The organism is Kitasatospora kazusensis (assembly GCF_039529945.1).
In the GTDB taxonomy this organism is placed as follows: Bacteria; Actinomycetota; Actinomycetes; order Streptomycetales; family Streptomycetaceae; genus Kitasatospora; species Kitasatospora kazusensis.
In genome coordinates, this window is record NZ_BAAANT010000012.1 from 86,101 (window position 1) to 99,052 (window position 12,952).

Sequence of the window (12,952 nt, forward strand, 5' to 3'; positions counted from 1 at the left end):
AACGGCGTGCGACACAGAAGGACCACCGATGACCGTCTCCACCAGAGTCGAACTCCCCTCCGACGCCCCGGCGACCAGACGTGTCCACATGGCGGCCTTCCCCGGCCCCGACGAGGCCGACCTGGTGGACGCGCTGCGCCGTGACCCGTCCTGGCTGGCCGGGCTCTCGATCGTCGCCGTCGACGAGCGCCAACTCGTGGTCGGCCACGCGCTGCTGACCCGGCTCCGGGTCGGCGACGGAGCCGCCCTGGCGCTCGCCCCGGTCGCGGTGGCGCCGGAGTGGCAGCGCAAGGGGGCCGGCAAGATACTGGTGCGGGCCGCGCTGGACGCCGCCGAGGCGGCGGGCGAGCGACTGGTGGTGGTCCTCGGCGACCCCGGCTACTACGGCCGCTTCGGCTTCACCCCGGCCTTCGAACACGGCGTGAGCGGACCCTTCCCCGTACCGGAGGCGCACTTCCAGGCCCTCCCCCTGCCCGCCTACGACGGCGGCCCACGCGGCCTGTGCCACTACCCGGAGCCGTTCGGGACACTTTAGGCACTCGGTCAGCCACAGATAGGGGCGCGGGGAACTGCGCCCCTATCTGTGGCTGACCGGTTACCAGAGCCCCTGGCTGTGGCTGATCGACTACCCGGCTGTCGGCGGAGCCGACCTGCGCGAGGGGGTGATCGGTCGTAGCGTGAGGGGGCATCAGCATCCGGTGGGCGGAGGTCGCACAGTGGCGGGTCCGGGACGGCTCCCCAAGAAGGCGTACGAGAAGGAGCTGCTCCAGCTGCAGCGCGAGCTGGTCAAGCTGCAGGAGTGGGTGCGCGCCGAGGGCGTGCGGCTGGTGGTGGTCTTCGAGGGGCGGGACGCGGCCGGCAAGGGCGGCGCCATCAAACGGGTGACGGAGTACCTGAACCCCCGGGTGGCCCGGATCGCGGCCCTGCCCGCACCGACCGAGCGCCAGCGCGGCCAGTGGTACTTCCAGCGGTACGTCGAGCAGCTGCCGGCCGCCGGGGAGATCGTGCTCTTCGACCGGAGCTGGTACAACCGGGCCGGCGTGGAGAAGGTGATGGGGTTCTGCACCCCCGAGGAGTACTGGCAGTTCATGCACCAGTGCCCGACCTTCGAGCGGATGCTGATCGAGGCCGGGATCGAACTGCGCAAGTACTGGTTCTCCGTCAGCCTGGACGAGCAGGAGCGGCGCTTCCGCTCGCGGCAGCTCGACCCGATGCGGCGGTGGAAGCTCTCACCGATGGACGCGGAGTCGCTCAGCCGCTGGGAGGACTACTCCCGGGCCAAGGACGAGATGTTCGTCCATACCGACATCCCCGAATCGCCCTGGAACGTGGTCGAGAGCGACGACAAGCGGCGGGCCCGGATCAACATGATCGCCCACCTGCTCTCCACCGTCCCCTACCGGGAGGTCGACCGCCCGGCGGTCGAGCTGCCGGCCCGGCCGCCGTCCAAGGGGTACCAGCGGCCGCCGCGGGACCTGCAGAAGTACGTGCCCGACCACGCGGAGCGCCTGCGGCGGTCCTAGGGCAACCACTTCGGGGGCGCGGGCAACCGCGCGCCCCCGCCGTGTGCGTACGGTTCCTCAGGTGGCGGAGCCCGCCGCGGCGCCGGTGGTGAGGTCGGGGCCCCAGCGGTCGATCGCGGCGGCGAGGTCGAGTGCTCCGGGGCGGGTGGTGGAGTCGGCGGCGGGCCAGTCCTCGCGGGGGACGCGCCACATCAGCTCGAACTCGTTGCCGTCGGGGTCCTTGGCGTAGAAGGACTTGGAGACCAGGTGGTCGGTGGCGCCGACCAGGGCGCCGAGCTCGGTGAGCTTGCGGCCGAGTTCGGCCAGCTCGCCGAGGGTGCCGACCTCCCAGGCCAGGTGGTACAGGCCGACCCGGCCCTGCTCGGGGCCGGGGGCGTCGGCGCCGATCGCGAACAGGCCGAGGTCGTGGTCGTTCAGGCTGCCGGGTGCGCTGAGGAAGGCCGCGCGGCCGGGTATCAGGTGGTCGACCTGGAAGCCGAAGACGTCGGTGTAGAAGGCGACCGAGCGGTCGACCTCGCGGATCCAGAGTACGGCGTGGTTCAGGCGGCGGACGGACATGGCGGAGCGCTCCCGGTGGTTCGTGGGCGGGTACGGGACCAGCGTACGTCAGCCAGGTTCAAATTTGAACAACTGGCGGAGTCCGGGTTGTCGGCCCACTCGCATACGCTTCCACCGTGGAACCGGACCTCTTCACCGCCGCAGCCGAGGAACGCCAGGCCAAGGAGCCCGGGCGGGCCCCGCTGGCCGTCCGGATGCGCCCGCGCACCCTGGACGAGGTGGCCGGCCAGCGGCAGCTGCTCAAGGACGGGTCGCCGCTGCGCCGCCTGGTGACGGCTTCGAGCGGTCCGGCCGCGACCAGCTCGGTGATCCTCTGGGGGCCGCCGGGGACAGGCAAGACGACCCTCGCGCACGTGATCAGCCAGGCCGTCGAAGGCCGCTTCGTCGAGCTGTCCGCGATCACCGCCGGCGTCAAGGAGGTCCGCGCCGTCATCGAGGGCGCCCGCCGCGCCGTCGGGATGAGCGGCCGGGAGACGGTGCTCTTCCTGGACGAGATCCACCGCTTCTCCAAGGCCCAGCAGGACTCGCTGCTGCCCGCCGTGGAGAACCGCTGGGTCACCCTGATCGCCGCCACCACCGAGAACCCGTACTTCTCGGTGATCTCCCCGCTGCTCTCCCGCTCGCTGCTGCTCACGCTGGAGTCGCTCACCGACGAGGACGTCCGCACCCTGCTGCGCCGCGCCGTCGCGGACGAGCGCGGGCTCGCCGGGGCGGTGGAGCTCTCGCCGGAGGCCGAGGACCACCTGGTCCGGCTGGCCGGGGGCGACGCCCGCCGGTCGCTGACCACGCTGGAGGCGGCGGCCGGGGCGGCGCTGGAACAGGGCGAGCGGACGATCACGCTCGCCACCACCGAGACGGCCGTCAACCAGGCCGCCGTCCGCTACGACAAGGACGGCGACCAGCACTACGACGTCGCCAGCGCCCTGATCAAGTCGATCCGGGGCAGCGACGTGGACGCCACGCTGCACTACCTGGCCCGGATGATCGAGGCGGGCGAGGACCCGCGCTTCATCGCCCGCCGCCTGATGATCTCCGCCAGCGAGGACGTCGGCCTGGCCGACCCGACGGCGCTCGCCACCGCCGTGGCGGCGGCCCAGGCCGTCGCGCTGATCGGCTTCCCGGAGGCGCGGATCATCCTCTCGCAGGCCGCCATCGCGCTGGCCCTGGCGCCGAAGTCCAACGCCGCCTACCTCGCCATCGACGCCGCCCTGGCGGACGTCCGGCAGGGCCTGGCCGGCGCCGTCCCGCCGCACCTGCGGGACGGGCACTACGGCGGCGCCGCCAAGCTCGGCCACGGCCAGGGGTACCGGTACCCGCACGACCTGCCGGGCGGCATCGCCGCGCAGCAGTACGCGCCCGACGAGGTGCACGGCAAGGAGTACTACCGGCCGACCCGGCACGGCGGCGAGGCCCGCTACGCCGACATCGTGGAGTGGACCAGGGGCCGGCTCAAGGGCGACTGAGCGGCAGGTATACTCGGTCGGAGTGCCATGTCCCGGGCACGGCAGCGGGTGAGAGCCCACTGACCGTCCGCACCAGCGGGACACCGGCCCGAAGCACCCTCGTGAGTTAGGGAGCTTCCAGGAGCGTTGCGCACCGTCATCGGTGTCGCGTGCGGACCACGACCGTCATCGGCAGTGAACCGTACGTGTGCAAGCACATGCGTGCCCGGCCTCGGAGAGCGGCTGATCACCCCTCGGGGTGGTTTTTCTCCGGGTCGCGAGGAGCGACCTCCGTCAACACCTGGTGAAGCCGTATTCACACGTAAGAGAGGTTTGGTTCATGGCGAACCAGAAGCGCCCCAAGGTCAAGATTGCCCGTGCCCTGGGCATTCCGCTGACCCCGAAGTCCGTCAAGTACTTCGAGGCGCGCCCGTACCCGCCCGGCCAGCACGGCCGTGGCCGCAAGCAGAACTCTGACTACAAGGTCCGTCTGACCGAGAAGCAGCGTCTGCGCGCCCAGTACGACCTGTCCGAGAAGCAGATGGCTCGCGCCTTCGACCGCGCCAAGAAGGTCGAGGGCAAGACGGGTGAGGCTCTCATCGCCGAGCTCGAGACCCGTCTCGACGCGATGGTCCTGCGTTCGGGCATCGCCCGCACGATCTACCAGGCCCGTCAGATGGTCGTCCACGGCCACATCGAGGTCAACGGTGGCAAGGTCAACAAGCCGTCGTTCCAGATGAAGCCGGGCTACGTCGTCACCGTGCGTGACCGTAGCAAGGAGAAGGTTCCGTTCCAGGTCGCCCGTGAGGGTGGCTACGCGGGCGAGGGCCAGACCCCGAAGTACCTCGAGGTCAACCTCAAGGCCCTGGCGTTCCGCCTGGACCGCACCCCGCTGCGTCGCGAGATCCCCGTGATCTGCGACGAGCAGCTGGTCGTCGAGTACTACTCGCGCTGACCCGCGGCCCAGCTTTGCGCTGGGCACCCTGTCGAGCCCTCGCAGCCCACGCGGCTGCGGGGGCTCGTCCCTTTTCCCGGGCCTCGCCATTCGGCCGGGCGCAAGCCACAATCAGGGGCGCGAGGAACTGCGCGAGATCGGAAGGTGACGACCTGTGCCCTTCCGATCTCGCGCAGTTCCTCGCGCCCCTGAATAGTGCAACTGGAGGTCAGCGGAGAGCGCGCCGCACCGCCGCGTCCAGGTCCAGCCCCGAGCCGGTCTCGAACGCGTCGAGAAACTCCTGCTCGGTCAGGCCGGCCCGGGCCCGGGCCTCGCATTCGCGGTACGGTCCGTTGAACGTCCGCGACCCGAAGAACGGCTTGCCGACCGCCTGCCAGATCCGGTGCGCCGCCCCTTGCAGCACCCGGGCCTCGACCAGGTCGGCCTCCGGGTCCTCCGTCCCCAGCAGCGCCAGCACGTCCATGGCCAGCACGATCCCCAACAGGTCGCGGAAGAGGTGGTTCAGCCGTACGCACTCACGCGCGTACGCACGGGCCGACCGCACCTCGCCGGCCAGCCACTCCGAGTACGCCATCGCGTAGAGCGCGTACGCGTAGGCCCACTGCTCGCCGTGCTCCTCGCAGATCTCCCGCACCCGCTCCAGCCAGATCTGCCCGGCGTCGGCGTCACCCTGGAAGAGGCAGGCGATGCCCAGTTCGAACATCGCCATCAGGACGTTGCTGTTGAGCTCGCCGATCGCGTTGTAGTGCCAGAGCGCTTCCTCGAACAGCTCGGTGGCGCGGACCGGGTCGTCGCCGATCAGCGCGGCGCAGCCCTGCCGGTGCACGGCGTAGGCCAGCGCCCGGTCGTCCCCGGTGTCGAGGGCCTGGCGGCGGCACTCCTCCAGTGCGGGACGCGCCCGGGCCAGGTCGCCCTGGAGGGTGGCCATGTACCCGGTCACCCAGAGGGCCTTCGCCCGGGCGGCGGTCGGCTCCGGGGCGAGCGCGAGGGCGCGGTCCAGCCAGTACCGGCCCTCGCCGAGGTGGCCGGAGCCGACCCAGTAGAACCAGAGCGTCCCGGCCAGCAGCAGCGCGAGCTGCTCCTCGCCCGGCTCGTCGAGGCAGAACTCCAGCGCCGCGCGCAGGTTCGGGTGGACCAGCCGGATCCGCTCGGCGGTCTGCGTCTGCCGGGGGCCGAACCACTCGACCTCGCCCCAGGTCGCCACCCCCAGGTACCAGTCGCGGTGGCGGCGGCGCAGCCGCAGCTCCTCCCCGGTGGAGCGCAGCCACTGGCCGCCGTACTCGCGCAGCGTGTCGAGCAGCCGGAACCGGACGACCCCGTCGCCCTCCTCGCGCAGCAGCACCGACTTGGCGACCAGCTCGCCGATCAGCTCCAGCATCCGGTCGGCGTCCAGGCCGTCGCCGGCGCAGACGTACTCGGCCGCCTCCAGGTCGAAGCCGCCCGAGAAGACCGCGAGGCGGGCCCAGAGCAAACGTTCCTGCGAACTGCACAGTTCGTGGCTCCAGCCGATCGTGGTGCGCAGCGTCTGGTGCCGCAGCGGTGCGGTGCGGGCGCCGCCGGTCAGCAGCCGGAAGCGGTCGTCGAGCCGGTGCACGATCTGCTCCACCGACAGGGTGCGGAGCCGGCCGGCCGCCAGCTCGACGGCCAGCGGGATGCCGTCCAGCCGCCGGCAGAGCAGCCGGATCTGCGGGGCGTTCCGCTCGGTCAGGGCGAAGCCGGGCAGCACCGCCGCCGCCCGGTCGGCGAACAGCGCCACCGCGTCCGGCGGCCCGCCCCCGGCCGGGGCGGCGACCGGGAGCGGTGCGACGGGCAGCAGGTGCTCGCCGGCCGTCTGGAGCGACTCCCGGCTGGTGGCCAGCACCCGCAGGCCCGGGGCGGCCCGGAGCAGTGCGGCGGCCAGTTCGGCGCAGCCGGCCACCAGGTGCTCGCAGCCGTCCAGCACCAGCAGCAGCCGCTTGTCCGCCAGCCGCTCCACCAGGACGTCGAGCGGGGGCCGGGCCGTCGAGTCGGTGATGCCCAGCGCCTCCAGCACGGCGTGCCCGAGCAGCAGCGGATCCTTCACGGCGGCGGTCTCGACCAGCCGGACGCCGTCCGGGAAGTCCCGGGAAGCCGCTGCTGCGGCCCGCAGCGCCAGCCGGCTCTTCCCCACGCCGCCGGGGCCGGTGACGGTGACCAGCCGTGCGGTGCCCAGCAGGTGGCCGAGATCGTCCAGCTCGGACCGCCGCCCGACGAAGCTGGTCACCTCGGCGGGCAGCCGCCCGGCCGCAGCGCTCCCGCCGTCCGTCGGGCGCAGCCCGGCGTCCTGCGGCTCGGCCGTCGCCGACTCTCCGGACACCTGCCGCCCCCGCTTCCTCTTCCGGCCGACTGCCTGAAGGCCGCACCGTCCAACGAGGTGGCCGGTGGGAGGTCACGGGGCGGGTTCCGGCGCCGGTGCCGCGTCCGCCGGGCGCGCCCCCTGGAGCGCGTCGGACCGGGCGCCGTGGCGGCGGCTGCGTCGCGCGCGGCGCCCGAGTCCGTGACGGGGTGATATCCGGTCGGGAAAGGCGACGTGGTCACGGTAGGGTTCCCCTCTGAGGAAGTGGCAAGGCGAGGGAGCGCGCAAGGTGTCCGTGGGAGAGCTGGCCGGGTTGTTGGTGGCCGTGTTCTGGGCGGTCCTGGTCACGCTGCTCGCCGTGGTGCTGGTACGGCTCTCGCGGGTGCTCAAGGAGGCGACCGTGCTGGTCTCCGCCGTCACCGAGCAGGCCGTGCCGCTGCTGGTCGACGCGGGCGCGGCCGTCCGCAGCGCCAACGAGCAGCTGGAGCGGGTCGACGAGATCACCGCCAACGTCCAGGACGCCGCCGCCAACGCCAACGCGCTCTCCTCCACCGTCGCCGCCACGCTCGGCGGCCCGCTGGTCAAGGTCGCGGCCTTCAGCTACGGCGTCCGCAAGGCCGTCAGCAAGCAGCAGGCCGGTCTGACGCTCCCGCAGCAGCCGGGCGAGCGCGAGGAGCTGGCGCGGCTGATCCGGGCCGAGGTCCGGGCCGCCACCGCACCGCGCGGCGGTCTGCTGGGCCGGGTCCGCCGAGCCGTGAGGGGCTGACCGTGGTGCGACGCATCTTCTGGATGGCGGTCGGCGCCGGCGCCACCGTCTGGGCCATGAACAAGGCCAACGAGGCCGTCCACCGGCTCACCCCCGACAGCCTCTCCGGCACCGCCGCGCGCGGCGCCCTGCACCTCGGTGACACCGCCAAGCGGTTCGCCGCCGAGGTACGCGCCGGGATGACCGAGCGCGAGGAGCAGCTCCGCGCCGACCTCGGGCTCGACGGCACCGCCGTCGTCGACCCGCAGCCGCGCCGGGCGCTGCGCCGCGACGCCGGGTACCGAGCTATCTCGGCGGCGCCGGGCTCCCCGGCCGCCGCCCTGCCCCCGTCCGGTACCCGCAGAGGTACCAGAGCTATCGAACCCACGCCCCGTCAGCTCGACGAGCTGCCCGGGGGCACCCCCAATCGGAAGGACCTGTGATGGAGTCGGCTGAGATCCGCCGCCGCTGGCTGCGCTTCTTCGAGGAGCGCGGGCACACCGTCGTCCCGTCGGCGTCCCTGGTCGCCGACGACCCCACCCTGCTGCTGGTCAACGCGGGCATGGTGCCGTTCAAGCCGTACTTCCTCGGCGAGGTCAAGCCGACCTTCAGCCGGGCCGTCAGCGTGCAGAAGTGCGTGCGGACGCCGGACATCGAAGAGGTCGGCAAGACCACCCGGCACGGCACGTTCTTCCAGATGTGCGGCAACTTCTCCTTCGGCGACTACTTCAAGGAAGGGGCCATCTCCTACGCGTGGGAGCTGCTGACCTCCTCCGTGGAGGCGGGCGGCTACGGCCTCGACCCCGAGAAGCTGTGGATCACCGTCTACCAGGACGACGACGAGGCCGAGAAGATCTGGCGGGACAAGATCGGCGTCCCGGCCGAGCGCATCCAGCGCCTGGGCAAGGCCGACAACTTCTGGTCGATGGGCGTCCCCGGCCCCTGCGGCCCGTGCTCGGAGATCAACTACGACCGCGGCCCCGCCTACGGCGAGGAGGGCGGCCCGGCCGTCAACGGCGAGCGCTACCTGGAGATCTGGAACCTGGTCTTCATGCAGTACGAGCGCGGCGCCGGCGAGGGCAAGGACGACTTCCCGATCCTGGGCGACCTGCCGAACCAGAACATCGACACCGGCCTCGGCCTGGAGCGTCTCGCCTCGATCCTCCAGGGCGTCGACAACCTCTTCGAGATCGACACCACCCGGATGATCCTCGGCCGCGCCGCCGAGCTGACCGGCCACCGCTACGGCGCCGGCCAGAAGTCCGACGTCTCGCTGCGCGTGGTCTCCGACCACATCCGCACCTCGGTGATGCTGGTCGCCGACGGCGTCACCCCGGGCAACGAGGGCCGCGGCTACGTGCTGCGCCGCATCCTGCGCCGCGCCATCCGCAACATGCGCCTGCTCGGCGCCACCGAGCCGGTCGCCCAGTCGCTCACGGACGTGACGATCGAGGCGATGGGCCCGCAGTACCCGGAGCTGTTCGAGGAGCGCAAGCGGATCGAGACCGTCATCGTCGCGGAGGAGGCCTCCTTCCTCCAGACGCTGCGCTCCGGCACCACGATCCTGGACACCGCCGTCGCCGAGACCAAGTCGTCCGGCTCCGCCGTGCTGGCCGGTGACAAGGCGTTCCAGCTGCACGACACCTTCGGCTTCCCGATCGACCTGACGCTGGAGATGGCCGCCGAGCAGGGCCTGTCGGTGGACGAGGACGGCTTCCGCCGCCTCATGAAGGAGCAGCGCGACCGCGCCAAGGCCGACGCCAAGGCCAAGAAGCACGGCCACGCCGACGTCTCGGCCTACCGCGCCGTCGCCGACTCCGCCGGTGCCACCGTCTTCACCGGCTACGCCGACACCTCCGGCGAGGCCACCGTCGTCGGTCTGCTGGTGGACGGCGTGCCGGCCCCGGCCGCGCACGAGGGCGACGACGTCGAGCTGGTGCTCGACCGCACCCCGTTCTACGCCGAGGGCGGCGGCCAGCTCGCCGACCACGGCCGGATCAAGCTCGACACCGGCGCCGTCGTGGAGATCCGCGACGTGCAGCAGCCGGTGCCCGGCGTCATCGTGCACAAGGGCTCGGTGCTGGTCGGCGAGGTCACGGTCGGCTCGGCCGCGTACGCGCAGCTGGACCTGGAGCGCCGCCGCGCGGTCTCCCGCGCCCACAGCGCCACCCACCTGACCCACCAGGCGCTGCGCGACGCCCTCGGCCCCACCGCCGCCCAGGCCGGGTCCGAGAACGCCCCCGGCCGGTTCCGCTTCGACTTCGGCTCCCCGACGGCCGTCCCGGGCAGCGTCCTGGTCGACGTCGAGCAGAAGATCAACGAGGTGCTGGCCCGCGAGCTGGACGTCACCGCCGAGGTGATGACCATGGACCAGGCCCGCAAGGCCGGTGCCATCGCGATGTTCGGCGAGAAGTACGGCGACGCCGTGCGCGTCGTCACCATCGGCGACTTCTCCAAGGAGCTGTGCGGCGGCACGCACGTCGGCAACACCGCCCAGCTGGGCCTGGTGAAGCTGCTCGGCGAGTCCTCGATCGGCGCCGGTGTGCGCCGCGTCGAGGCCCTGGTCGGCGTGGACGCGTACAAGTTCCTGGCCAAGGAGCACACGGTCGTCGCCCAGCTGACCGAGCTGGTCAAGGGCCGTCCGGAGGAGCTGCCGGAGAAGATCTCGGGCATGCTCGCCAAGCTCAAGGACGCCGAGAAGGAGATCGAGCGGTTCCGCGCCGAGAAGGTGCTCGCCGCCGCCGCCGGGCTGGTCTCGGCCGCCGAGGACATCCACGGCGTCTCGCTGATCGCCGCCCGCGTCCCGGACGGCACCGGCGCCGACGACCTGCGCAAGCTGGTGCTGGACCTGCGCGCCCGCCTGGGCTCGCGTCCGGCCGTGGTCGCGGTCTTCACCGTCGCGAACGACCGTCCGCTGACGGTGATCGCCACCAACGAGGACTCGCGCGCCCGTGGCATCAAGGCCGGTGAGCTCGTCCGCGTCGCCGCCAAGACCCTCGGTGGCGGCGGTGGCGGCAAGGACGACCTGGCCCAGGGCGGCGGCAGCAACCCGGCCGCCGTGGACGAGGCCATCGCCGCCGTCCGCGCCCTGGTCGCGGAGCGTTCCGCCTGATGGACGAGCAGCCTGAGGAGAAGGTCTTCCGCCGGGGCCGCCGGATCGCCGTCGACGTCGGTGACGCCCGGATCGGGGTCGCGTCCTGCGACCCCGACGGGATGCTCGCCACGCCGGTGGAGACCGTGCCGGCGGGAGGCCGCTCCCAGGCCCGGATCAAGGCGATCGCCGAGGAGTACGACGCGATCGAGGTCGTGGTCGGCCTGCCCCGCTCGATGAGCGGCAAGGAGGGCCCGGCGGCGGTCAAGGTCCGGGAGTACGCCGGGCGGCTCGCCGCACTGGTCGCGCCGGTCACGGTGCGGCTGGTCGACGAGCGGATGACGACCGTCACGGCGGCCCAGGGGCTGCGCGCCTCCGGCCGCAGTTCGAAGAAGGGCCGCTCGGTGATCGACCAGGCCGCCGCCGTCGTGATCCTGCAGAGCGCTCTTGAGACCGAACGGGTGAGTGGCCGCGCGCCCGGCGAGTGCGTCGAGCCGACCGGCTGACCGGTCTGGTCTAGCTTCCCGGTTGGGGGCCCGTGCGGACGCGTCCGCACGGGCCCCCAACTCTTTCCGGGAGGGGCCTTGACCGATCCGTACACCACACCGGGCCTGACCCCCGGACACCTCGGCGCGCCGGTGGCCGAGCCGGAGGGGCTGCCGCCCGGCGCGCCGTACGGGATCGAACCGCCCGACCCGCGCAGGCTGCGCACCGGGCTGGCCTGCTGCCTGAGCGTGCTGGCCCTGGCTGCGGTGCTCGGCGGAGCCGTTCTGACGGGGTATCTGCTCTGGCCCGCCGACAAGGCGCCGGCCGCCGACTTCCCCGGGCCGGGCTCGGGCGAGACCCAGGTCTCGGTGGTGAAGGGCGCCACACTCACCCAGATCGGCCAGGTCCTGCTGAAGGACGGGGTGGTGGCCAGCACGGCGGCGTTCACCGAGGCGGCGGCCAGGAGCCCGCTGAGCACCAAGATCCAGCCCGGCACGTACACGCTGCACCTGCGGATGGCCGCCGTCTCCGCGCTGAACGTGCTGCTCGACCCGGCCAACGCCAACGCGCTGACCATCCCGGAGGGCCGGCGGGCCACCCAGGTCTTCGCGGCGATCGACCAACGGTTGAAGCTGGCGGCGGGCACCACCCAGGCCACGGCGCAGCAGCACCAGGGCGAGCTGGGCCTGCCCGACTACACCGGCGGCAACGTGGAGGGCTTCCTCTTCCCCGCCACCTACCCCGTCACCGCCGACACCTCGGCGCTCGGGCTGCTCCAGCAGATGGTGCAGCAATCCGGCAGGGTCTACGGCGCCGAAGGCGTCGAGGGCGCGGCGGCCGGGGCCGGCCAGAGCCCGTACGGCCTGGTCACCATCGCCAGCCTGCTGCAGGGCGAGGCGGACAACCCGGACGACATGGCGAAGGTGGCCAGGGTGGTCTACAACCGCCTGGCGAAGGGGATGCCGTTGCAGTTCGACTCCTCGATCAACTACGCGCTCGGCCGCTCCTCACTGACCACGACCAGCACCGACACCAAGCTCGACTCCCCGTTCAACACCTATCTGCACGCCGGCCTGCCACCGACCCCGATCACCAACCCCGGCCGGGACGCGATCCAGGCCGCGGTGCATCCGGCGGACGGGGACTGGCTGTACTTCGTGACCGTGCGGCCGGGGGACACCCGCTTCACCGACAGCCTCGACCAGCAGGGCAAGAACGTCGCGGAGTTCAACGCCTACCGGGCGCAGCAGCAGTCCTCACCCACCGCCAGCGGCCATTGACACCGAGTCCACCGGACGGGCTACCCGGCTGCGGTACGGTAACGTCTCCCTCCTGGCGTCGCGCTAGCACGCCGGTTCGAGACGTAATCGGGACGCGGTCCCGGACGGCCGGTCTTGCCGCGCGGCCGTCTCCGTCGGCTTAAGGGGATCGATGACTGATCTGGGTGGGGGCTACGGCCCCCAGGGCTCACGGCCATGGCACCCAGGCGACCCCGGCTACGCCGGTGCGCCGGACGAGGCCGCGCAGCAACCCGATCCCTGGCAGCAGCAGCAGAACTACCAGCAGGTGCAGCAGCAGGGCTTCCCCCAGCAGCAACAGCAGCAGCAGCCGATGCAGCAGCAGCCGGGGCAGTTCGGCCAGCCGTCGTACGGTCAGCAGCCGCAGCAGGCTCAGCCGCAGCAGCAGGGTGGTTGGCCGCAGCAGGGTCAGCAGCAGATCCCGCAGCAGCAGGGCTTTCCTCAGCAGCAGCCGATGCAGCAGCAGCCGGGGCAGTTCGGCCAGCCGTCGTACGGTCAGCAGCCGCAGCAGGCTCAGCCGCAGCAGCAGGGTGGTTGGCC

12 protein-coding genes are annotated in these 12,952 nt (G+C 72.3%); 9 read left to right on the forward strand and 3 right to left on the reverse strand.

All coding sequences use genetic code 11. The annotated features are described in order from the left end of the window. The first annotated feature begins 28 nt into the window (after nucleotides 1-28). Both ABD330_RS13230 and ppk2 read left to right on the forward strand, forming a co-directional pair. On the forward strand, nucleotides 29-535 hold the full coding sequence (locus ABD330_RS13230) for a GNAT family N-acetyltransferase (RefSeq protein ID WP_344464337.1): 507 nt from the start codon (nucleotides 29-31) through the stop codon (nucleotides 533-535). Between the two features lie 181 nt (nucleotides 536-716). Next, nucleotides 717-1,523, forward strand: a complete 807-nt coding sequence (gene ppk2 / locus ABD330_RS13235; protein ID WP_344464339.1) for a polyphosphate kinase 2 — start codon at nucleotides 717-719, stop codon at nucleotides 1,521-1,523. A 57-nt stretch (nucleotides 1,524-1,580) separates the two neighbouring features. On the opposite strand, the gene ABD330_RS13240 is transcribed toward ppk2, so the two are convergent. Next, entirely contained in the window at nucleotides 1,581-2,081 is a 501-nt protein-coding gene (locus ABD330_RS13240; RefSeq protein WP_344464341.1) for a VOC family protein, read from the reverse strand. A gap of 116 nt (nucleotides 2,082-2,197) precedes the next feature. Here ABD330_RS13240 and ABD330_RS13245 point away from each other — a divergent pair, with 116 nt between their 5' ends. Further along, nucleotides 2,198-3,544, forward strand: coding sequence for a replication-associated recombination protein A (locus ABD330_RS13245; protein WP_344464343.1), 1,347 nt, complete (start codon nucleotides 2,198-2,200; stop codon nucleotides 3,542-3,544). A 319-nt stretch (nucleotides 3,545-3,863) separates the two neighbouring features. Beyond that, a complete protein-coding gene (gene rpsD, locus ABD330_RS13250; RefSeq protein ID WP_344464345.1) occupies nucleotides 3,864-4,478 on the forward strand; it encodes a 30S ribosomal protein S4 in 615 nt (204 codons plus the stop codon). A gap of 208 nt (nucleotides 4,479-4,686) precedes the next feature. Here rpsD and ABD330_RS13255 read toward each other — a convergent pair whose 3' ends face one another. Then, nucleotides 4,687-6,813, reverse strand: coding sequence for an ATP-binding protein (locus tag ABD330_RS13255; protein WP_344464347.1), 2,127 nt, complete (start codon nucleotides 6,811-6,813; stop codon nucleotides 4,687-4,689). A 268-nt stretch (nucleotides 6,814-7,081) separates the two neighbouring features. Here ABD330_RS13255 and ABD330_RS13260 point away from each other — a divergent pair, with 268 nt between their 5' ends. The 5 genes from ABD330_RS13260 to mltG all read left to right on the forward strand — a co-directional run bounded on the left by ABD330_RS13260 (nucleotide 7,082) and on the right by mltG (nucleotide 12,394). Beyond that, nucleotides 7,082-7,558, forward strand: a complete 477-nt coding sequence (locus ABD330_RS13260; protein ID WP_344464349.1) for a DUF948 domain-containing protein — start codon at nucleotides 7,082-7,084, stop codon at nucleotides 7,556-7,558. A gap of 2 nt (nucleotides 7,559-7,560) precedes the next feature. Beyond that, nucleotides 7,561-7,980: a DUF6167 family protein gene (locus ABD330_RS13265; RefSeq protein ID WP_344464351.1), complete on the forward strand. Its 420-nt coding sequence runs from the start codon at nucleotides 7,561-7,563 to the stop codon at nucleotides 7,978-7,980. Beyond that, entirely contained in the window at nucleotides 7,980-10,649 is a 2,670-nt protein-coding gene (alaS, locus tag ABD330_RS13270) for an alanine--tRNA ligase (RefSeq protein ID WP_344464353.1), read from the forward strand. Before ABD330_RS13265 ends, alaS begins: the two co-directional genes overlap by 1 nt. Continuing rightward, nucleotides 10,649-11,134, forward strand: a complete 486-nt coding sequence (gene ruvX, locus ABD330_RS13275) for a Holliday junction resolvase RuvX (protein ID WP_344464355.1) — start codon at nucleotides 10,649-10,651, stop codon at nucleotides 11,132-11,134. The genes alaS and ruvX overlap by 1 nt, the downstream gene beginning before the upstream one ends. Nucleotides 11,135-11,212: 78 nt before the next feature. Further along, nucleotides 11,213-12,394, forward strand: coding sequence for an endolytic transglycosylase MltG (mltG, locus tag ABD330_RS13280; RefSeq protein WP_344464357.1), 1,182 nt, complete (start codon nucleotides 11,213-11,215; stop codon nucleotides 12,392-12,394). A gap of 187 nt (nucleotides 12,395-12,581) precedes the next feature. On the opposite strand, the gene ABD330_RS13285 is transcribed toward mltG, so the two are convergent. Beyond that, the coding region (locus ABD330_RS13285) for a hypothetical protein (protein WP_344464359.1) at nucleotides 12,582-12,952 on the reverse strand (371 nt) is incomplete at its 5' end.